Source organism: Flavobacterium johnsoniae UW101, assembly GCF_000016645.1.
GTDB lineage: Bacteria > Bacteroidota > Bacteroidia > Flavobacteriales > Flavobacteriaceae > Flavobacterium > Flavobacterium johnsoniae.
Window position 1 is genome coordinate 5,039,033 of record NC_009441.1, and the last position, 20,942, is coordinate 5,059,974.

Annotated in this window: 16 protein-coding genes; 8 read left to right on the plus strand and 8 right to left on the minus strand. The window is 35.9% G+C overall.

All coding sequences use genetic code 11. The features are described 5' to 3' along the window. Nucleotides 1-11: 11 nt before the first annotated feature. From FJOH_RS21670 to FJOH_RS21695, 6 genes are all read left to right on the plus strand, one after another. Nucleotides 12-3,014, plus strand: a complete 3,003-nt coding sequence (locus FJOH_RS21670; RefSeq protein WP_012026168.1) for a SusC/RagA family TonB-linked outer membrane protein — start codon at nucleotides 12-14, stop codon at nucleotides 3,012-3,014. Between the two features lie 15 nt (nucleotides 3,015-3,029). Continuing rightward, a complete protein-coding gene (locus FJOH_RS21675; RefSeq protein WP_012026169.1) occupies nucleotides 3,030-4,550 on the plus strand; it encodes a RagB/SusD family nutrient uptake outer membrane protein in 1,521 nt (506 codons plus the stop codon). Between the two features lie 269 nt (nucleotides 4,551-4,819). Further along, entirely contained in the window at nucleotides 4,820-6,010 is a 1,191-nt protein-coding gene (locus tag FJOH_RS21680; RefSeq protein WP_012026170.1) for a glycoside hydrolase family 88 protein, read from the plus strand. 160 nt (nucleotides 6,011-6,170) lie between these two features. After that, a complete protein-coding gene (locus tag FJOH_RS21685) occupies nucleotides 6,171-8,495 on the plus strand; it encodes a glycoside hydrolase family 2 protein (protein ID WP_235023059.1) in 2,325 nt (774 codons plus the stop codon). Nucleotides 8,496-8,694: 199 nt separating this feature from the next. After that, the gene (locus FJOH_RS21690) at nucleotides 8,695-10,491 is read left to right on the plus strand and encodes a glycoside hydrolase family 2 protein (protein WP_012026172.1); all 1,797 of its coding nucleotides are present in this window, start codon (nucleotides 8,695-8,697) and stop codon (nucleotides 10,489-10,491) included. Nucleotides 10,492-10,646: 155 nt separating this feature from the next. Further along, nucleotides 10,647-11,210 carry a DUF2911 domain-containing protein gene (locus tag FJOH_RS21695; protein WP_012026173.1) on the plus strand — a complete coding sequence of 188 codons (564 nt, stop codon included), beginning with the start codon at nucleotides 10,647-10,649 and terminating at the stop codon, nucleotides 11,208-11,210. Nucleotides 11,211-11,366: 156 nt separating this feature from the next. On the opposite strand, the gene FJOH_RS21700 is transcribed toward FJOH_RS21695, so the two are convergent. The 3 genes from FJOH_RS21700 to FJOH_RS21710 are packed head-to-tail and all read right to left on the minus strand — an operon-like array spanning nucleotide 11,367 to nucleotide 15,192. Beyond that, entirely contained in the window at nucleotides 11,367-13,568 is a 2,202-nt protein-coding gene (locus tag FJOH_RS21700; RefSeq protein ID WP_012026174.1) for a xanthine dehydrogenase family protein molybdopterin-binding subunit, read from the minus strand. Nucleotides 13,569-13,576: 8 nt separating this feature from the next. Continuing rightward, nucleotides 13,577-14,557, minus strand: a complete 981-nt coding sequence (locus FJOH_RS21705) for an FAD binding domain-containing protein (protein ID WP_012026175.1) — start codon at nucleotides 14,555-14,557, stop codon at nucleotides 13,577-13,579. Continuing rightward, complete coding sequence (locus FJOH_RS21710; RefSeq protein WP_044047992.1) at nucleotides 14,554-15,192, minus strand: (2Fe-2S)-binding protein; 639 nt, start codon at nucleotides 15,190-15,192, stop codon at nucleotides 14,554-14,556. The genes FJOH_RS21705 and FJOH_RS21710 overlap by 4 nt, the downstream gene beginning before the upstream one ends. Before the next feature lie 333 nt (nucleotides 15,193-15,525). Between FJOH_RS21710 and FJOH_RS21715 the strand changes: the two genes are divergently transcribed. Beyond that, nucleotides 15,526-16,674, plus strand: a complete 1,149-nt coding sequence (locus FJOH_RS21715) for a cysteine desulfurase family protein (protein ID WP_012026177.1) — start codon at nucleotides 15,526-15,528, stop codon at nucleotides 16,672-16,674. Between the two features lie 47 nt (nucleotides 16,675-16,721). Here the strand turns inward: FJOH_RS21715 and FJOH_RS21720 are convergent, their stop codons facing one another. The 3 genes from FJOH_RS21720 to FJOH_RS21730 all read right to left on the minus strand — a co-directional run bounded on the left by FJOH_RS21720 (nucleotide 16,722) and on the right by FJOH_RS21730 (nucleotide 19,051). Further along, nucleotides 16,722-17,336 (minus strand): nucleotidyltransferase family protein, encoded by a 615-nt coding sequence (locus FJOH_RS21720; protein ID WP_012026178.1) that lies wholly within the window; start codon nucleotides 17,334-17,336, stop codon nucleotides 16,722-16,724. Then, nucleotides 17,314-18,453: an XdhC family protein gene (locus FJOH_RS21725; protein ID WP_012026179.1), complete on the minus strand. Its 1,140-nt coding sequence runs from the start codon at nucleotides 18,451-18,453 to the stop codon at nucleotides 17,314-17,316. The genes FJOH_RS21720 and FJOH_RS21725 overlap by 23 nt, the downstream gene beginning before the upstream one ends. Before the next feature lie 112 nt (nucleotides 18,454-18,565). Next, complete coding sequence (locus tag FJOH_RS21730) at nucleotides 18,566-19,051, minus strand: copper resistance protein NlpE (protein ID WP_012026180.1); 486 nt, start codon at nucleotides 19,049-19,051, stop codon at nucleotides 18,566-18,568. 189 nt (nucleotides 19,052-19,240) lie between these two features. Here FJOH_RS21730 and FJOH_RS21735 point away from each other — a divergent pair, with 189 nt between their 5' ends. Next, complete coding sequence (locus FJOH_RS21735) at nucleotides 19,241-19,573, plus strand: YegP family protein (protein WP_012026181.1); 333 nt, start codon at nucleotides 19,241-19,243, stop codon at nucleotides 19,571-19,573. Nucleotides 19,574-19,615: 42 nt separating this feature from the next. Here FJOH_RS21735 and FJOH_RS21740 read toward each other — a convergent pair whose 3' ends face one another. Together FJOH_RS21740 and FJOH_RS21745 are read right to left on the minus strand one after the other, a co-directional pair. Next, nucleotides 19,616-20,005: a helix-turn-helix transcriptional regulator gene (locus tag FJOH_RS21740; RefSeq protein ID WP_012026182.1), complete on the minus strand. Its 390-nt coding sequence runs from the start codon at nucleotides 20,003-20,005 to the stop codon at nucleotides 19,616-19,618. Nucleotides 20,006-20,202: 197 nt separating this feature from the next. Then, complete coding sequence (locus FJOH_RS21745; RefSeq protein WP_012026183.1) at nucleotides 20,203-20,646, minus strand: hypothetical protein; 444 nt, start codon at nucleotides 20,644-20,646, stop codon at nucleotides 20,203-20,205. Nucleotides 20,647-20,942: the final 296 nt, after the last annotated feature.

The window sequence follows — 20,942 nt, forward strand, 5'->3', positions numbered from 1 at the left end:
CCAAAAAATGAATGTGTACAGACCGAAAAATCAAATCGTTTAAATGGTGTTTACTGGTATCTTTTTTACTGGTAAATATTGTGATGCACGCACAGGAACGAAAAGTGACTGGAAAAATCACTTCGAGCGAAGATTTGCTTGGACTTCCTGGTGCTAATGTCTATATTAAAAATTCGTCTGTTGGAGCAACAGCTGATATGGATGGAAATTACACTGTAATTGTAGGAGAAAAAAATGCTGTTTTAGTTTTCAATTTTGTCGGGTTTCAAACTGTAGAAATTCCGGTTGGAACCAAAAGTATTATCAATGTAAGTTTAAAACCAGATACAAAAGCACTTGATGAAGTTATTGTAGTAGGTTACGGAACCCGTAAAAAAAGTGACATTACAGGATCTATATCTTCTGTAACGGCAAAAGAACTAACCTCTTTTCCTGTTTTAAATGCAGAACAGGCTTTACAAGGCCGTGCGGCGGGTGTTTCTGTAATGACCAATAACGGCGGTGAACCGGGCGCTCCTGTAAAAATAAGGGTTCGCGGGGGAACTTCTATCAATGCAAGCGGTGATGCGCTTGTTGTGGTTGATGGTTTTGCAGGTGTTTCTATGCCGGCTCCGCAGGATATTGCTTCGATTGAAGTTTTAAAAGATGCTTCGGCGACTGCAATTTACGGTTCAAGAGGTTCAAACGGGGTTATTATGGTAACTACCAAAAAAGGAAAAGTTGGAAAACCAGTAATTGAATTCAGTAATTCGACTTCAGTACAATCTGTAAATAACAAACTGCATTTATTAAATGCCGATCAGTTTGCAGCTTACCGTAAAAGTTTTACAACGCATACACAAGGTCCGGCAAATACAGACTGGCAGGATGTAATTTATCGCGACGGAATGATTTCGAATACGCAGCTGTCTTTTTCAGGCGGATCTGAAAATGTGAGATATTATGTATCTGGAACTTATTTTAATCAAAACGGAGTTGTAATCAATTCTGGAATTGACAGATATACCATTGTAAGTAATCTTGAGGCCGATTTGTCTCCTAAATTAAAAGTGGGTTTAAATACTTTTACCAGCAAACAGAACAAAGAAGGAATCATAAGCCAGACTGGTGCCGGAGGAACAGGAGCTGCGGGTGTAATTGCGGCAGCCTATCGTTTTATGCCGGATAAAGGAATTTATAATGAAGACGGTACTTATACCACAACCGCTCCAATTGGAGATGATATTGACAATCCGTATGCAACAGCTATGGAAAATATTCTGGAAACTGTTTCTATTGTAAACCGAAATAATTTCTTTGCGCAGTATCAAATTACAAAAGACCTTGACTTTAAAACAACATTAGGTCTAACCGATAATAACTCGCAGACCGGAAGATTTATTCCGTCTACTTTAATTGCCGGAAAAAATATCAAAGGAGAAGCTTCTGTAAACAATACCAGATTTTCTTCTTTCCTTACAGAAAATTATCTGACTTTTAAACGTGAAGTGATCTCAAAAGGTATGTTAACAGTTTTGGCCGGATATTCATACCAAAAAAACAAAAACGAAAATTCGTATGCCGCTTCCAGAGGATTTTTAACCAATACCAATTCGTATAGAAATCTGGGTGCCGGAACTGTTTTCTTAAAACCAGATTCAGGTTTATCTGAAACAGAATTAATTTCTGCTTTTGGAAGGTTAAACTTTGATTACGACGATAAATATCTGTTTACGTTTACTGCCAGACGAGATGGTTCTTCAAGCTTTAGCCAAAACTACAAATACGGAACTTTCCCTTCTGGAGCTGTTGGATGGAATATTGGTAAAGAAAATTTCTTAAAAGACAGTAAAACGGTTTCAAACCTTAAGTTAAGAGCTAGCTATGGAGCAACAGGAAATCCTTCAATTGGCGCCTACTCTACTCTTTCCAGATTTTCTGAAATTTATTATGTAAGCGGTGACGTGATTACAAATGCTGTGCAGTTAACTTCACTTGATAATCCAAACTTAAAATGGGAAACCTCGTATCAGCAGGATTATGGTATTGATTTAGGTTTATTTGATAACAGAATCAGCATTACTGCCGATTATTATAAAACGATTACTAAAGATTTATTGTTTAACAGACCTCTTCCGGGAGTTTCAGGAATTGCTTCTCAGCTTCAAAACGTGGGCGAATTAGAAAATAAAGGATGGGAATTGGGTATCACTTCCAGAAACTTTACGGGTCCTGATTTTACATGGTCGACAAACTTTAATATTTCTTCAAACAAAAACAAAGTATTAAAATTAGCAGATAACAAAGATCTTTTAATCAATTCTGCTCCGGGTCATTTCTTAGCAACTGAATCTCAGATTTTAAGAGTTGGACAGCCAGTTGGATCTTTCTTCGGATTTATTTATGATGGCGTAATCCAGCAGGGAGAAACGGTTTTACCAGGAAACTTTGAAACTGCTCCGGGAGGTGAAAAATTCAGAGATGTAAACGGCGACGGAAAACTGGATTCTCAGGATAAAACAATTATCGGAAATCCAAATCCTGATTTCATTTTTGGTTTCAACAATGATTTTACCTATAAAAATCTGGATCTGAATATTTTCTTTCAGGGTTCACAAGGAAATCAAATCCTGAACTATACTTTAATGGAACTGGCTTCTGGAAACAATAATGCTACAACTGAGGTTTTAGATGCCTGGACGCCTACTAATACGGATACAAATGTTCCGGCAAACGCAGCAAGAACGAAAAGAATCACTTCAAGATTTGTTTATGATGGAAGTTACATCCGCTTGAAAAATGTTTCTTTAGGATATAGTTTAGATGAAAAAGTGGTTTCGAAATTAGGATTAAGCAAAGTTCGTTTCTACATCAGTGCGCAAAACCTTTGGACAATTACCAATTATCCGGGTTCAGATCCTGAAACGAATTACCTAAACGATACCAACTCAAGAAGTAATACCAATTTAGGATTGGATTATGGAGGATATCCAAACGTAAGAACATTTACAGCAGGATTCAATTTAAAATTTTAATCTAACACAACTATCATGAAAAAATATATAGCTTTTCTTTGCTTCGGAACACTCGCTTTTTTCAGCTGTTCTGATCTGGAAGAAAAACCGGTAGGAATTATTCGTCCGGCGAACTTCTTTAACAATACAGACGATTTGCAGGCCGCTGTAAATGGTGCTTTTGCAAACATTGCCCATAATAATTACTGGGGAAGAGAATTTACAATTGCTTTAATGCTTCGCGATGACATGGCCGATATTGGCGACAGAACAACTCAGGCTGCGCGTATCGATGTAAACGATATGTCTATGAATGATACCAACGCGCTTGTAGCAAACTTTTGGCCGCAATCGTATGTTATCATTACAGCCGCTAATCAGGCAATTGAAGGTGCTAAAAAAACACCGGGAGATCCTGCAAAAGTTAACGCAATTGTAGCTCAGGCTTATTTTGCAAGAGCATTTACATATTATCATTTAGTGCGTCTTTTTGGAGACATTCCCTACATTGATTTTGTCGTAAACGATGTTTCTCAGATCAATTCTATGAGCAAAACCAAAGAAGCAGATGTATATCCAAAAATCATTGCCGATTTAGAATTTGCAAAACAATGGCTTGAAGATAAACCAAAAGTAAAAGCTGTTCCGGGTAAAGGCACCGCGGCTGGATATTTAGCATCTGTTTACCTGACTTTAGGAAATTTCCAGAAAGCATACGACGAAGCTAAATATGTAATTACAAACGAAACAAAATTTGGTTTAGGTTTAGATGCTGATTTTCAGGATTTATTTAACGCTACAAAAACGGCATCTTTAAAAGAACCGCTTTTTACAGTTGATTTTAACAACTTAACATCAGGAAATTACGGCCAGGATTATACCGCGTTTTTTACAGGATCTTTAAAAGATGACAGTTATAGTTACGGGCAAGGATTCTCGGTTGCAGTTCCTTCCTTAAAAGTATTTAATACCTGGGATCAAAGAGATTACAGAAGAGCAGTAAGTTTTGATACCATTATTAGAAAGAAAACTGGTCCGGGCGGTGCTTTACAGGTTTATCCTTCAAGCGACAACGAAAAAGCGCCGCGTCCGCATATTGCCAAATATTTCCGTTTTCCGGGAAAAGCAGGTGCTAACGGAAGAACTTCTCAGCACAACTACATTACAATGCGTTTTGCCGAAGTTTTATTAACAGCTGCAGAAGCATTAAACGAAATCACTCCGGGAACTACAGAAGCAGATGGTTATGTAAACCGTGTTCGTGCCAGAGCCAGAAACAAAGCTGGAAAACTGGTTTCTTTTCCGGCAAACGTAACTCCGGGACTTTCTCAGGCCGATTTTAGAAAAATGGTTATTGACGAAAGAAGATTAGAACTGGCATTTGAATATGTAAGATGGTACGATATTAAAAGACTTAAAATTGGTTTAGAAGTTTTTGGTCCGTCTGGTTTAGAACCGCACGCTAATTTCGATCCAAACAAAGATTATTTATGGCCGTTACCAGGAACAGAATTGGCTATTAACCCAAATTTAAAACCAAATAATCCTGGTTATTAATTTTAACACAATTAGTATTGAACGCGGATGAACGGATTTTTTAATCACGTTGCGTATAATTAGGTTTCACGCAGATTTAAAAAGATTTAAGCTGATTAAAATTGTTTTTTTTAATCCGCTTTATCTGCCAAAATCTTTTAAATCTGCGTGAAATAAAAAAATCCATGCAAAATCAGCTCCTGATAACTATCAGGACTACGATAGAGAATCCGTACAATCCGCGTATAACATTTTAGTATAGAAACTAAAAATAAAGATTAATTAGTAATATGAATAAAGTTAGTTTCATTTTAATCCTTGGGTTTGCATCGCTTGCAACAGCATGCAAATCTGGGGTTAATCCTCAAACAAAAAGTACAACGGCGACAAATAATTTACTTGAAACGCGTTACAAAATGCTCCTCGATTATCCAGTCGATTCTATGTCGATGCCGAGAAGTATGAATATTAAAACCCTTGAGATTCGCAAAGTACCGTCGAGAGACTGGACCAGCGGTTTTTTTGCCGGAAACCTTTGGCAGTTATACCGTCTTACAGGCGATTCTAAATACAAAGAACAAGCTCAAAAATGGACTCCTTTCAGTAAAAAGGAAAGTGTTAATAGTAATTCGCATGACGTAGGTTTTAAAGTGTTTTGCAGTTTTGGAGAAGCGCTGAAAGTGGAAAACAAGAAAGACTATGAAGCCGTAATTGTTAAAGGCGCCGAAACTTTATGCACAAGGTTTAATCCAAAAGTGGGTTCAATTCGTTCTTGGGATTTCAACAAGGAAATTTGGGATTATCCGGTAATCATCGACAATATGATGAATCTGGAACTGCTTTTTGAAGCATCTAAAATATCAGGAAATCCAAAATACCGTGACGTTGCTGTTAAACACGCTAATACAACATTGAAAAATCAGTTTAGAGAAGACAATTCATGTTACCACGTTATCGATTATAATCCAAATACTGGTGAAGTTAGAAAGAAAACCACACTTCAGGGTTATAACGACGATTCGGTTTGGGCTCGCGGTCAGGCTTGGGCAGTTTACGGATTTACAATGTCATACCGATATACCAAAGATCCGGCCTATTTAAAACAAGCCGAAGGAACAGCAAAGTTTTTTATGACCAATAAAAACCTTCCGGAAGATGGAATTCCGTATTGGGATTTTAAAGATCCAAGTATTCCAAATGCGGCACGAGATGTTTCGGCTGCAATGGTTATGGCATCTGCACTATATGAGTTATACGGCTATACCCAAAATAATAGTTATTTGGCTTTCGCCGATAAGCTGATGGCTTCGGTACAAACCGACAAATATGTTCTAGATACTAAAATCAAAGCGCCGTTTTTATTTGATCACAGTACCGGAAACTGGCCGAAACATGACGAAATTGACGAACCAATAATCTACGCCGATTACTATTTTCTGGAAGCATTAATAAAGGTGCAAAGGCTCAAAGGTTCAAAGTAACAAAGGTTTTTAATCTTTGAACCTTTGAGCCAGAAAAACCTTTGAACCTTTGTAACTATGAACCTTTGTAACTATGAATAAAACGAATAAAACTTTTTCAATTTTTGCGCTTTTTGTTTTTTTTCAGATTTGTCTGAGCAGCAGTTTTGCTCAGACAAAGATGAATATTAACGACAACTGGCTTTATTTAGAAAATCATACTCCAAACCTTACCGAAGCGCAAAAAGCTTCTAACTGGGTTTCTCTGAACTTACCGCATACCTGGAATGCCGAAGATGCAACCGATTTAGTTCCGGGGTACAGGCGCGATGCAAGCTGGTATCAAAAAAAATTAAATATCACACAGATCGACAAAAACAAGGTTTATTCCTTATACTTTGAAGGATCAAACGTAACGACCAAAGTTTATGTAAACGGTAAAGAAGCCGGATCACATATTGGCGGATATATTGGTTTTTCAATCGATATTACAAATTTGATTAAGGAAGGAAATAATGAGATTTTTGTTCGTGTGGACAATAGTTATGATATCGAAATTATCCCGTCTCAAAAAAGTGATTTCTTTATTTACGGCGGTATCACGCGCGATGTCTGGCTGGTTTCAAAATACAAAAATCATATCGAGAATATAAAGATTACAACTCCGGAAGTTTCTGCTAAAAAAGCTTCGGTGCAAATTGTTTCTTCTTTTGTAAATCCAGATAATTCAAAAGACTTATCATTGACGGTTACTTTAAAAAATCCGAAAGGCAAAAAAATAGCAAGCAAAACAATTCCTGTTACTGATAAAAATTCGACCATCACTTTTGAAAATATCAAAAACCCAGAACTTTGGGATACAGAAAATCCGAATTTATACAAACTGACCGCTGTTTTATCTGAAAAAAATCAAATTAAAGACAGCGTTGCGGAAAAAGTAGGTTTTAGATGGTTTGAATTTAAAGATCATGGTCCATTTTACCTTAACGGAAAACGTCTGCTTATTCGCGGTACACACCGTCATGAAGAACAAGCCGGAGTTGGCGCTGCCATGAGCAACGAACAGCATTGGGCAGATATGAAATCAATAAAAGAAATGGGTGCAAATTTTGTCCGTTTAGCCCATTATCCGCAAGATCCCGAAGTTTATAAAGCCTGCGACGAGTTAGGTTTATTGGTTTGGGATGAACTTCCCTGGTGTCGCGGCGGTATTGGTAATGAGGTTTGGAAAACCAATACTAAAAATATGCTGGCCGAGATTATCGACCAAAATTACAATCATCCAAGTATTATTATCTGGTCTTTAGGAAACGAAATGAACTGGCTTCCTGATTTTCCTGATGGTGATAATCCAGAAAAAACAAATGTGTTTTTAACTGAATTAAATGACATCGCTCATAAACTCGATCCTACAAGAAAAACGGCTATTAGAAAATATTATGAAGGTTCTCATATTGTAGATGTTTTCTCGCCGTCAATCTGGTCAGGATGGTATTCTGGAAGTTACAAAAGTTATCAAAAAGCAATTAACGTTTATAAAAAAGAATACAAGCATTTTATTCATGCTGAATATGGCGGAGACAGCCATGTAGGCCGTCACAGTGAAAATCCGGTTACGGGTGAAAATGTGATTAAAGCTGAAGGCTGGGAAGAAGCGATTGTTCAGACTAAAGTTGCAAACATTGCTCAAATTGGCGATTGGAGCGAAAATTATATAGTCGATTTATTTGACTGGCATTTGCATATATCCGAGAATGACCCGGCGTTTGTGGGTAATGTACAATGGGCATTTAAGGATTTTGCAACGCCGTTACGTCCGGAAGATGATATTCCGTACATGAATCAAAAAGGACTTACTGATCGAAACGGAATTCCGAAAGATGCGTATTATGTTTTTAAAAGTTATTGGGCAAAAGAACCTTTCACTTATATTGAATCGCATACCTGGACAGAGCGTCAGGGACCTGAAAATACAGCGAGAACGATCAGTGTTTTCAGTAACTGTGATAAAGTAACTTTATCTCATAACGGAAAATCATTAGGAGAAAAACAGCGAAATCTTTCTCTCTATCCGGCAAATGGCTTAACTTGGGATGTCAATTTTACAAAAGGTGAAAATGTTCTAATTGCTGTTGGAAAAACGAAAGAAGGAAAAACGGTTTCTGATACGCTGAAAGTTAATTATCGTTTTAATAAAAATGATACGGCGGTTTCATTACAATTATCATCAGAAAAGCTGAAAAACGGCAATTATCTGGTAACCGCAATTGCAGTTGACAATAATAATTTGCGCTGTCTGGATTATGAAGCGAGTGTTTATTTTCAATGTTTAAAGGGAGGAAAAACACTAAAAAATCAAGGAACACCAACCGGAAGCGAATCCATAAAAATGGCAAATGGAAAAGCTTCTATAGAAGTTATTCCTGATGGTTCTAATAATCCAATCGAAATGACGGCTTTGAACCAAAGCTTTAAAGGAGAATATTTGAAGATTCCAGTTGAGTAAAAAAGGTTCTAAGCTGCTAAGGGACTAAGGTGCTAAGTTTTATGTTTCACGCAGATTTTGCAGATTGAGCAGATTTAATTTTGATCTGCTTAAATCTTTTTAAATCTGCGTGAAACAAAATCATTTTAATCCTTATAATCTGCGGCTATAAATAAAAATCTCCGTGGCAAGTACAAACAAATACAAATTAATACCAAAAATGAAAAAACTATTAACTGCATTACTCCTAACTTCTTCTATTCTAGGATTTGCACAAAATTTAATCTCCAATGTACCAAACCGAAACACAACTTCTTTAAACGGAGTTTGGAATTATATTATCGATCCGTATCAAACGGGTTTTTACAGCTTTCACTTAGATCAATACGATAAAAATGAAAAACCGGCAAAAGGGGCATTTTTTAGTAATTATCATACTCAAAATAAACAGGAACTGGTAGAATATGATTTTGATAAATCGCCCACAATTAATATCCCAAGCGATTGGAATTCGCAGGTTGCGGAGCTGAAATATTACGAAGGAAATGTTTGGTTTAAAAAATCATTTGATTATAATTTAAAAGATAAAAAACGTCTGTTTTTATACTTAGGAGCCATTAATTATAAAGCTGATGTGTATTTAAACGGAAAAAAACTCGGCACACATGAAGGCGGCTTTACACCATTTAATTATGAAGTAACTTCGATTGTACAGCCAAAAGGCAATTATTTGGTAATAAAAGTGGATAATACACGCCATAAAGAAGATGTGCCGACTGTTAATACTGACTGGTGGAATTACGGAGGCATTACGCGCGATGTGACTTTAATTGAAGAAGAAGCTTCTTTTGTGGAAGATTATACTATTCAGCTGAAAAAAGGCAATAAATCGGTTATTTCCGGTTTTATTAAAATCAATAATTTTGATGCTTCACAAAATAATATTTCGATTTCTATTCCTGAATTAAAAATCAATTTTAAAGGAAAAGCGGATGCTCAGGGAATTTTAAATTTCGAAATTCCTGCGAAAAAAATCTCGTATTGGTCGCCTGAAAGTCCGAAATTATATGATGTAACGATTGACTTTAACGGACAAAAATTAAAAGATCAAATTGGTTTTAGAACTATCGAAACAAACGAAGATAAAATTCTGCTTAATGGAAAACCTGTTTTCTTAAGAGGAATTTCAATTCACGAAGAAAATGCCAAAGGCGGCCGCGCTAATTCTGTTGAAGATGCTTTGCGTTTATTAAACTGGGCAAAAGAAATGGGATGTAATTATGTTCGTCTGGCACATTATCCGCATAACGAAAACATCATTCGCGAAGCTGATAAAATGGGAATAATGGTTTGGGAAGAAATTCCAGTATACTGGACTGTAGAATTTACAAACAAAAACACGTATCAAAATGCCGAAGATCAATTAACTACTTCTATTACAAGAGATAAAAACAGAGCCAGTATTATTATTTGGTCAATGGCAAATGAAACACCAATTTCTGAAGCCAGAAATACTTTCATCAAAAATTTAGCATCACACACGAGATCATTAGACAATACGAGATTAATCAGCGCTGCTTTATTAACAAAAAAAGAAACTATTGATGATCCAATTGGTGAAGTTTTAGATGTTGTGGCTTTCAATCAATATTTAGGCTGGTACGGCGGTAATTTAGAAGATGCTGAGAAAATAACATGGAAATCGAAATATAATAAACCTATTGTTGTTTCTGAATTTGGCGGTGATGCGAAAGCTGGTTTTCATGGAGAAAAAAATGAGCGCTGGACTGAGGAATATCAGGAATACCTATATATTCAGAATTTAAAAATGATTGAAAAAATCCCGCATCTAAGCGGTACAAGTCCTTGGATTCTGGTCGATTTTAGATCTCCAAAAAGATTACTTCCGGGAATTCAGGACGGTTACAACCGTAAAGGTTTAATTTCAAATGACGGTGAAAAGAAAAAAGCTTTTTATATTATGCAGGATTGGTACTTGAAGAAGAGCAAAGAGTAATTAGTAAAGAGTAATGAGTGAAGAGTGAAGAGGAAAGAATGTAGAAGAAAGAATAAAGAGTATTACCAATTCATTAACAAAAAACCGACTGTAAATTATATGATTTTTCTTCATTATTAACTTACTTTGTAGTTATTCTAAAAAATTGTAATCCTATGAAAAAATTTTATTTAATGGCAGTTACCTTGTTTGCTGCCTTTACAGTTCAGGCACAAGACGTGGTGAAATTTGCTCCATTAGACAATAGCCCTGTTGATATTTCTTATTTCCCAAACAAAGCGGTTAAGTTTAAAAAAACAGATAATCCAAATCCGGTTGTCAAAGTTATTTATGCAAGACCTTCAGCAAAAGGAAGAACTATTTTTGGTGATGTTGTAAAATTTGGAGAAATCTGGAGAGTTGGTGCTAACGAAAATACAGAAATCAAATTCTACAAAGACGTAACAATTGGCGGTAAAAAAATACCTGCTGGATACTACAGTTTATTTGCTATTCCAGAAAAAGACAAATGGACTATCATTATCAATAAAGAATTGGATTTATGGGGTGGTTATGCTTATGACGAAAGCAAAGATGTGGTAAGAGTTTCTGTTCCTGTTAAACCAGTAAATGAAACTATCGAAGCTTTATCTATTGCTTTTACAACTCAAGGTAACATAGCAAACCTTGTTATTGGATGGGATAAAACAACGGTTGAATTACCAATTACGATAAAATAAGTTTTAGTGATATATGCCACGAAGGCACAAAGTCGCAAAGTTTTTTTAAGCTTTGCGACTTTTTTTTTGCCGCGAATTACACGAATTTTCACAAATTTAAATCATCAATTGGAAGAAAAAAATTAGTGCAAATTCGTGTAATTTGTGGCTAAAAATTTAAACAACAGTTTCTATAATTTTATCCAACCTAATCGGTAAATCCCGTACACGTTTTCCGGTGGCGTTAAAAACGGCATTTGCAATGGCAGGCGCCATTCCGACTAAAGCTGTTTCCCCAAGACCTTTTGTTCCCATTGGGTTGCTGATTGGATCTTTTTTATTGACGAAGAAAACTTCCTGCTTTTCAATATCAGCATTTACGGGAACATGATAATCTGCAAAATTGTTATTGATCGGACGTCCGAAACGATGATCGATTTCTAATGCTTCCATTAATCCCATCCCGATACCTCCTACTGCACCGCCAAACATTTGTCCAGCTGATGTTTTTTGATTAATAACCGTTCCAATATCAGCACAAGAAACCACGTGTGCCAATCGTATTTTCCCTAAATTCAGATTCACTAATACTTTTACAAAATGAACTGAAAACGAATAAATAGAATATTTCTTCGCTTCTTCTGCTCCCTTTGAGAGATTTTCAACTTCTAATCCTTCTAATTTATTAACGGTTAGTAAAGAAGTTAAAGCAAGCGTTTTTGTTTTGTCTTTTTTAGAAGAAATTAAACCATTTTCAAAAGTTAAATCCGTAATGGCGATTCCCTTAAAAGTTGGATTTTGCGCTGCCAATTCCAATACTTTACTAACTAGTAAATTACAAGAATCATGCACTGCAGAACCAACAGACGAAGTCGTAGCCGATCCGCCCTGCGTAGGACCTTTTGGTAATCCGCTTTTTCCCATTTCAATGATGACATTCTCGGCAGGAAGACCTGTGATTTCAGCTCCAATCGCCGTCATCATGGTTGCTGTCCCGGGTCCCATATCATTTACACTGCATTGCAGTACTAAATTTCCATCTGGTAAAAATTTTGCTTTTACAGAAGTCGGGCTTCTATAACAGCCAAAAGTTCCCGTTCCCATTCCGTAGCCAACCAGCCAGTTTCCTTCTTTCACAGAACCCGGTTCATTTTTACGGTTTTTCCAGCCAATGCGCTCCATTCCGCCTTCGTAACATTCCAGAAGATATTTACTGCTCCATGGTTTATTTTGTTCCAAATCTTTCTCGGCATAATTCAGCTTTCGAAATTCAATCGGGTCCATATTTAATTTATGCGCCAGTTCATCCATGGCACATTCTAAGGCAAAAGAACCTGTCGCTTCACCCGGGCCGCGCATCCAAATTGGTGTGCAGGTATCCAAAGGCACAATTCTATAACGAGTCGAAACATTGGCACAATCATAAATAAATCGAGACATGTTTACGGTTCCTTCCATAAAATCCTCGTAGCTAGATGTCATGGCAACGGCTTCGTGCGTTAAGCCAGTAAGTTTTCCGGCTTTTGTTGCGCCAAGACCCATTTTCTGAATCGTATAAGGTCTGAAACCTACATTGGTAAACATCTGCTCGCGGTGTAAAACTAATTTTACCGGACGATTTAATTTTTTAGAACCAATTAAGGCTGCAATTTCATACGGCCAGGTGTGTAATCCCATACCGAATGCACCACCAAGATATTCAGAATGTACCTCAACATCTTCAATTGAAACTCCAAAAACTCCAGCCACACTTTTACGCGTTCCTTCAACACCTTGGCTTTTAGTATATAAAACAGGCTTATTTCCGTCCCATTTGGCAATAATATTGGCCAGTTCCATTGGGTTATGCACTTCTGTTGGAATGGTGTACTCGGCTTCTAAAATTACCTCTGCATTTTTATATCCGTCATGTTCACCGCGATGGTAATCATTTCCTTTATCTGTTTCGACTTTTTTCTCTTTATCAGCTGCTTTTTTTAGTTCAGTCGAATGTTCTTCTTTAAAATAATCGGCTTTAATTAAACTCGCAGCATATTGCATACGTTCAAAAGTATCGGCAATAACTAAAGCGATTGGCTGATCATAATACAAAACCGAATCGTCTTTGAAAATCTGCAAAGGCTGACCAAAATTATGTTTGTCTTTTACTTTTTCGTAACCTACAGGTTTATCTACATTTAAATGCGTAATAACCGCCAAAACTCCCGGCGCCCATTCGGCTTTTTTTGTATCTATGGTTTTGATTCTTCCTTTTGCAATCGTGCTTCCCACCAAACAGGCGTAGACAACACCAGCCGTTTTATATTCTGCCGAATAAGTTGCTGAACCCGTTACTTTAGCAAATCCGTCAACTCTATTAATATTACTTGTCTTGCTCATAATTCTAATTATTTTGATGCTGCTATAGTAAGTGCTTCTGTTATGGCATTGGCTCCAAGTGTAATCTTAAAATCATTATCACCGTATCCTCTTGCGCCTTTCATTGATAAATTGGCCGCTTGTCTAAATATTTCTTCTGAAATTGTTTTTCCTTTCAGAAATTCCTCTGCTTCTGTTAATCGCCATGGTTTATGTGCTACACCGCCCATAGCCAGTCTAACATCATTTATGGTATTATTTTTTATATCTAAAGCCACAGCAACCGAAACCAATGCAAAGGCATAACTTGTTCTGTCACGAACTTTTAAATAATGTACATTTTTAGTGAAATTATTATCCGGAATTTCAACTGAGGTAATCAATTCTTTATTATCCAAAGTATTGTCTTTTTCGGGCGTATTTCCCGGCAGTCGATGAAAATCTGTAAACTTAATTTGTCGTTTGCCTTTTGGTCCTTCTACCAAAACCTGTGCATCTAATGCTGCCAAAGCCACACACATATCGCTTGGATGAACAGCTATACAACTGTCTGAAGCTCCAAAAACAGCCGACATTCTGTTTGAACCTCCAATCGCGCCACAGCCGCTTTTTGGTGTTCTTTTATTACAAGGCATATCAGTATTGTAATAATAAGAGCATCTTGTTTTTTGTAACATATTACCTCCAACTGTAGCCATGTGTCTGATTTGCTGCGATGCTCCCGCCGCTAAAGCTAAAGACAGCAAAGGATATTTTTCTTTTATAGATGCATCTTCGGCAACCTGACTGTTTTTTGCCAAAGCGCCTATCGAAACTTTTCCTTTTAAAAATTCTATTTTTTTAAGATCCAGTCCGTTAATGTCAACCAGTTTATCCGGCGCCACAACATTTTTTTTCATTAAATCAACCAGATTGGTTCCTCCCGCAATAAACATCGCTTCTTTTTCTTTGCTGATATTGGTTACCGCCGAACCTGATGATAATGCTCTAATTATTTGAAAGTTTTTCATAGTTCCTTCCCTCCTTCCTTCATTTCGGTTATGGCATCAACAATGTTGTGGTAAGCGCCGCAACGGCAGATATTGCCACTCATATATTCACTGATTTCTTCTCTGCTGTTGGCGTGGCCTTCTTTGATACAGGCAATTCCCGACATGATTTGTCCCGGCGTGCAATAACCGCACTGAAAACCGTCATGTTTGATAAAAGCTTCCTGCATTGGGTGCAGTTTTTTTCCTTTTGAAAGTCCTTCGATTGTGGTTACCTGTGCATTTTGCTGCATGGATGCCAGAGTCAGGCACGACAAAATTCTTGTTCCGTTTACGTGAACTGTACATGCACCGCATTGCCCGTGGTCACAGCCTTTTTTGGTTCCTGTAAGCTGTAACTGCTCTCTTAACAAATCCAGTAAAGTAGTTCTTGGTTCTATGTTAAGATTGTGTTTTTTGCCGTTTACCTCGATAGAAAGCGGTACTGTTTCTAAATACTCCGCTATTTTTTCATCCCATTTATTCTCTGAAGCCATTACCAGCGAAGGCGGTGTAAAGGCCAGAGCAGTAAAAAGTCCCGATTTCTTTATAAAGTCACGACGGGAATTTGAGTCATTTTCTGCAGCCGTATTCGGATTTGTTTTTTTAGAAGCCATTCTATCTATCTTTAAATTAGCAAAATCACTTGGGTATTCTAACAAATTTAACAATCTTAATCCACAAAAAGTTATGAAATTCAAACATTACTCTTATTTAGAATAATTACAATTTCGCTTTGAGATTTAACCGCAAAGAGCGCAAAGTTTTTTCTCTTTATCATCTATAAAAAACGCAAAGTTCGCAAAGCTTTGTGTAGATGAAGCTTTGCGAACTTTGCGTTTTTGTAAAAATCCAGCTTATACAAATCTTAGCGTCCTTCGGTTAAGAAAAATTATGCACATTTGTTTTTACATTGAAAATTGTACTTTTACAAGACTAAGTTTTTATTTATGCCGCAGCAGCAAAATATTTATCTGGACAATAATGCCACAACCCGTGTTGATGAACGCGTTCTCGAAGCTATGCTTCCTTATTTTACAGATTTATATGCCAATTCTACAAGTCAGCATATTGCAGGATTAACGGTTAAGGAAGCAATTGAAAATGCTGCGTGGCAAACTGCTGATTTAATAAATGCTGATGCAGAAGAAATTATTTTTACTTCTGGAGCAACTGAGGCAATCAATTTGGCAATAAAAGGTCTGGCTGATCAAGAACGCAAACATATTGTTACTCTTGAAACAGAACATAAAGCAGTTCTTGAAACTTGCCACTTTATGGAAAGTATCGGCTTTAATGCCAGCTATCTTCCTGTTGAACGTGACGGGCTTTTAGATCTTAATCTTTTAAATGAAACTGTTACAGATAAAACACTGGTTTTCATTGGAATGTTTTCTAATAACGAAACAGGTGTCATACAAAATGTCAGTAAAATTTCTGCTATTTTAAAACGCAAAAATGTTCTTTTTTTGTGTGATACTACCCAGGCTGTTGGAAAAATTTCTATTGATGTAAAAGCTTTGGGAATTGATCTTTTAACAATGTCTGCTCATAAATTTTACGGACCAAAAGGAATTGGTGCTTTGTATCTTTCGGCGAAAGCCAAAATAAAACTGCTTCCTCAGATTACTGGCGGCGGACATCAGAAAAAACTGCGAAGCGGTACACTGAATGTTCCCGGAATTATTGGTTTAGGAAAAGCAGCAGAAATAGCTGTCAACGAATTAGAAAATGATAAAATCAGAATTGAAAGACTTCGAAATGCATTAGAAAAAGGGTTATTGCAATTTAAAGGTTCTTTTGTAAACGGAAATATTCAGAACCGAATTTACAATACCACAAATATTTGTTTTCCCGGGGTAAATTCAGAACAGTTAATTATGGCTTTGGGGAATATCTCGGTTTCGAATGGAGCGTCGTGTTCGGCGGTTACTTCTGAGCCTTCACATGTTTTAAAAGCAATGGGATTGTCTGATGAAGAAGCTTTGAGTTCGATTCGTTTTAGTCTGGGAAGATTTACTACGGAAGAAGAAATTGACATTGCTGTTGAACGTATTTTGACTTCAGCTGAGCAATTAGTTTTGTCTCTAAAACGCTAAGTTTTTATTAAGCCTCAATTAATTCAACCTTTGCTCCTTTGCCCCTCTCAAAAAATAAGCTTATTGTAATCTTCTTCAGTATCAATATCGATACTGCCTTTTTCAAAAGGAATTGAAGCTGTATCTTCAAAATATTTTTTAATAAGTTTCTTTGCCCCTTCCTGCCCTTTTAAATCCTGTAACTCTTTAAAGTACTTTTTGTGGAATAAAACGGGTGTTCCCACAGTTTCAGAATATGCCGAAGCCGTAATTCCTTTTCCTGTTTTATGATATTCGTTTATAAGATTTTCAAAAATAAAACTAGTCACAAAAGGCTGGTCGCAGACTGCAAAAATGCATTGTTCACAATTGGGATTTAAATGCAGTAATTCATTAAGTCCTTTTACTATTGATGATGCCATTCCGGTTTCCCAATCTTCATTAAAACAAATTGTGACATCAAAGGAAAGAAGTTCTTTTTCTATGATTTTGCTGTTTGATCCTGTTATAACAATCAAAAATGAATCCGGTACTTTTAAAGCTTCTGAAATTGTGTTTTTTAAAAGTGTTGATTGGTTGTATTGCAGCAATTGTTTCGGACGTCCTAATCTGGAAGAACTGCCGGCGGCTAAAATTACAATACCGGTTTTATTGTGAAATTTATTCTCCATAATGAATTTCATCGTGAATTTTTCCGGTTTTGAATTTCAGGGAAGTTCCGGTTTTTCCTGTGGCAAAGGCTTTTATTTCTGAAACAATTGATAAAGCAATTTCTTCAGAAGTTTCGGCTCCAATATCTAATCCAATTGGGCTGTAAATGCGTTTTAATTGTTCTTCGCTGATTTTTATTCCTTCATTTTGAAGATCATTGAGCATTCGCTGCAGTTTGGTTTTGGGGCCGAGGATTCCAATGTACTGACAGCTGGTTTCAAAAAGCATTTTCAAAACCGCTAAATCGTATTTGTAATTGTGTGTCATTAAAACAAAATAGGTTTGATCGTCGATTAGAATATCTTCTAAAAACTGTTCTGGTTTTACGGCATTTACTTTATCTGCTTTTGGAAAACGTTTTGATACAGCGTGAGTAGCGCGGCCGTCGCCAATAATAACTTTCCAGCCCAAAATTGAAGCCATTTTTACTAAAGGCTGCACATCGTTTCCTGCTCCGGCAATAACGAGCGAAATAACAGGTTTTATGTATTCTATCAGGGCTTCGGTACTGTTTTCTCCCGGAAGTTTTTTTACTGCAGAAGTTTTGGTCTGCATTACTTCATTTACATCAGAAATTAGATCTGGAATATCATTGTTACAGCTTAATACGGGACTTTCTTTTCTAAAAAATAATGCCGTTCCTATTTGATGGGCATTTCTTTTTAGAGAAAAAACAGTAACTATTACGGCTTCTTTTCTTTCTAATTCCAGTTGTTGTAAAAGCTGAATGGGATTATTAGGGATTTCATCATTTATATATTCAAACAAAATATGTACAATTCCGTTGCATCCAAGCTGCAATCCTAATTCAATATCATCTTCATTATTGGTATTATAAGTAATGAGTTTATTTTGTTTTTGATTAATGGAAAGCAGTGCTTTTCGCAGTGCATCTCCTTCCAGACAGCCTCCGCTTATTGCTCCTGTAAGCTGGCCGTCTTCGGTAACAAGCATGCGCGCACCGGGCTGTCGGTACGAAGATCCTTCAACTTTAACGACTGTAGCCAAAGCTGTTTTTTTTCCTTCCGATTTTGCTTGTGAATAGGCTTTGAGAATTTCGCTGATTTCTTTCATAAAAATAATGTTCATCAAAAAGAAATTAGAATTGATGACGCTTTCATACTTTAAAAATAAAAAAATATTATAAACTTAACGAGTGTGTTTAAGTTTATAATATTTTGAATTTAAAAATCGGGCTTTGTTATTTCTTAAGTTCTAAGGAATAATTGAGTTTCGATTTTATTATTTTTTTGCTTCGGTCGAGCATATAAATCTTTTTGGTATCTGAACTAAAATAGCCGTAATAAATTTGTTTCTCGGCTGGTTTGTCCCAATTTAGAATAAAAGTTGTGCCGTTTGGATCACTTTCCAGGCCTCTTTCGGTGTTGAAATTTCCTTTCTCTACAAACTCTTTTTCGGGTGATTTTCCTTTATAGATGCTGGATAATTCAAACTTTTGGTCTTCCATTGTTCCGTTTCCAAGATCAATTTTTAGAACTGTCTGAATACCGCTGCAATCTGCACAAGGCAGTAAACCTTCGTATACCAAAACATTTGCAACAGCAGTGTTTTCGGTTTTTACGGCTGTTGTATCTGTTTCGGTTTTTACAATTTCATCTTCCTTTTTTTTCGAATTACAAGACGTTAACTGAATTGCAACTGCTAATAAAATAACTAAATTTTTCATGTTCTTTAGATTTATTATTCTTTCAAATATACCAAATTTTCTTACGTTATTATTCAAAAGCTTCTATTCTCAGGCCTAATACTTAACAAATTAAAAACGATAATTTTTTCTTACAATATCATTTATGTCATCAAGTTTTGTATTTTTATCAATAGCAAAATATTTATAGTTAACTTAAAATAAAACTACATGGGAAAATTTGTAATTACCAAAAGAACCAATGGTGAATTTCAATTTAATTTGAAAGCTGGCAACGGCCAGACAATTTTAACAAGTGAAGGCTATACAACTAAAGCGGCCTGCACAAACGGAATTGAATCTGTAAAAACAAACTCGCAGGATGATAATCGTTATGACAGAAAAGAAGCGAAAAATGGTAAACCTTATTTTAATTTAAAAGCTAGCAACGGCCAGATTATAGGAGCTAGCGAAGTGTATGAAAGCGTTTCTGCCAGAGAAAACGGAATCGAATCTGTTAAGAAAAATGCTCCGGATGCAGCTGTTGATGATCAGACATCTTAAAAATATAATAAAAAAACGAGGCTCTTAAGCCTCGTTTTTTTGTTATAATTGACCGAATTTCTTTTTATATCGGTTTAATTCTTCCTCGGTTTTGTTTAAAAGCTTTTCCAGAAGTTTTATTTTATCTTCATAGAGTTCCTTTAAGGCTTCTCCATTATTAGAATTAATTAATATATTTCCGTTGTTGCTGTTTCCTTTTACGGTATTAAAATTGTTGAAATATCTCTGACTGTCGAAACTAATAATATCTTCTACACTAACTTCTAAAATCTTCGCAATTTCAACTAATTTGACGTAAGATAAAATGGTTTTTCCTTTTTCAATTTTACTATAACCTGCCTGCGTGACACCAAGTTGATCTGCCATATATTCCTGAGTATAATTTTTTAACTCTCTAATGCTTTTTATTTTACTTTTTATTGAAGTTGCCATAAGTTTGATTTGGGTAAGGGCGTATATAGCTGAAACAGCCGCTACTAAACTTAGGGGTATTGCAGCTATAACTTTTATTTTGGAATCTAAATACTGCTTCAATTGTAGGTGAGAAATGAAGCCTGATTGTTTATTTTTTTCTAATTATAGTTATATAACCATAGACCAGAGCAATAACAATAAACGCTAAATCGTAATTAGAAACATTGTTCAATAATCGATTCATTGTAATGTCTGTTTTTTTGTTTCTCTAAAATTCGGTTAAACTCAAAATTTAGGTAGTTGTCGATCTGCTTGCCAATCGCCGGGCGATCCTGAGCATTTATTTTTATTTTGGTTTCTTTTCGGTAGATATCTTTTACAATAACGAAATAATCGAACTCTGTATTGTTGTTAAATCGCATAATACTTAAAAAAGTGTAACACAATAAAGCGGGTATTACATAATAGAGTTCCATTAAATTGGTAAAAATCATGCAGTAATAGGCTAAAATGGTGACTGCAATAAAAGCTGCATTTACAAAGAGGTAGGTTCTCTTTTTTTTGAGCAGTCCAAGTTCTACAATTTCGTTAAAACTGTACTGCCATTTTTTTGATCCGTAGCAAAACTGCACTTGATCATGGGTAAGGGAAATGAACATAATAATACTAAATAATTAAAAACACAAAATTCTAAGAAAAGTTTTGGGAGACTCTTATCAGAATTTGTCTTAGGCTTAAAAAAAATGTTTTTGGAGATGCTTAAATTTATGAACACATCATTTCACAATATTACGCATAATCACCTTTTTTTTCTTACAAACCAGCTTATAGAATATAACCATAGGTTGTAATTAATTCTATTTGTATTTTTTTACTTATATTTTACTTCTCTCATTTGAGATTTTCCCTATATATTGAAAATAAAAAAGAGGACTTAGCAGTCCTCTTTTTCTAT

Coding starts and splice junctions, on each gene's coding strand:
- FJOH_RS21670 (WP_012026168.1), top strand. CDS start 12: ATGTGTACAGACCGAAAAATCAAATCGTTTAAATGGTGTTTACTGGTA.
- FJOH_RS21675 (WP_012026169.1), top strand. CDS start 3,030: ATGAAAAAATATATAGCTTTTCTTTGCTTCGGAACACTCGCTTTTTTC.
- FJOH_RS21680 (WP_012026170.1), top strand. CDS start 4,820: ATGAATAAAGTTAGTTTCATTTTAATCCTTGGGTTTGCATCGCTTGCA.
- FJOH_RS21685 (WP_235023059.1), top strand. CDS start 6,171: ATGAATATTAACGACAACTGGCTTTATTTAGAAAATCATACTCCAAAC.
- FJOH_RS21690 (WP_012026172.1), top strand. CDS start 8,695: ATGAAAAAACTATTAACTGCATTACTCCTAACTTCTTCTATTCTAGGA.
- FJOH_RS21695 (WP_012026173.1), top strand. CDS start 10,647: ATGAAAAAATTTTATTTAATGGCAGTTACCTTGTTTGCTGCCTTTACA.
- FJOH_RS21700 (WP_012026174.1), bottom strand. CDS start 13,568: ATGAGCAAGACAAGTAATATTAATAGAGTTGACGGATTTGCTAAAGTA.
- FJOH_RS21705 (WP_012026175.1), bottom strand. CDS start 14,557: ATGAAAAACTTTCAAATAATTAGAGCATTATCATCAGGTTCGGCGGTA.
- FJOH_RS21710 (WP_044047992.1), bottom strand. CDS start 15,192: ATGGCTTCTAAAAAAACAAATCCGAATACGGCTGCAGAAAATGACTCA.
- FJOH_RS21715 (WP_012026177.1), top strand. CDS start 15,526: ATGCCGCAGCAGCAAAATATTTATCTGGACAATAATGCCACAACCCGT.
- FJOH_RS21720 (WP_012026178.1), bottom strand. CDS start 17,336: ATGAAATTCATTATGGAGAATAAATTTCACAATAAAACCGGTATTGTA.
- FJOH_RS21725 (WP_012026179.1), bottom strand. CDS start 18,453: ATGAACATTATTTTTATGAAAGAAATCAGCGAAATTCTCAAAGCCTAT.
- FJOH_RS21730 (WP_012026180.1), bottom strand. CDS start 19,051: ATGAAAAATTTAGTTATTTTATTAGCAGTTGCAATTCAGTTAACGTCT.
- FJOH_RS21735 (WP_012026181.1), top strand. CDS start 19,241: ATGGGAAAATTTGTAATTACCAAAAGAACCAATGGTGAATTTCAATTT.
- FJOH_RS21740 (WP_012026182.1), bottom strand. CDS start 20,005: ATGGCAACTTCAATAAAAAGTAAAATAAAAAGCATTAGAGAGTTAAAA.
- FJOH_RS21745 (WP_012026183.1), bottom strand. CDS start 20,646: ATGTTCATTTCCCTTACCCATGATCAAGTGCAGTTTTGCTACGGATCA.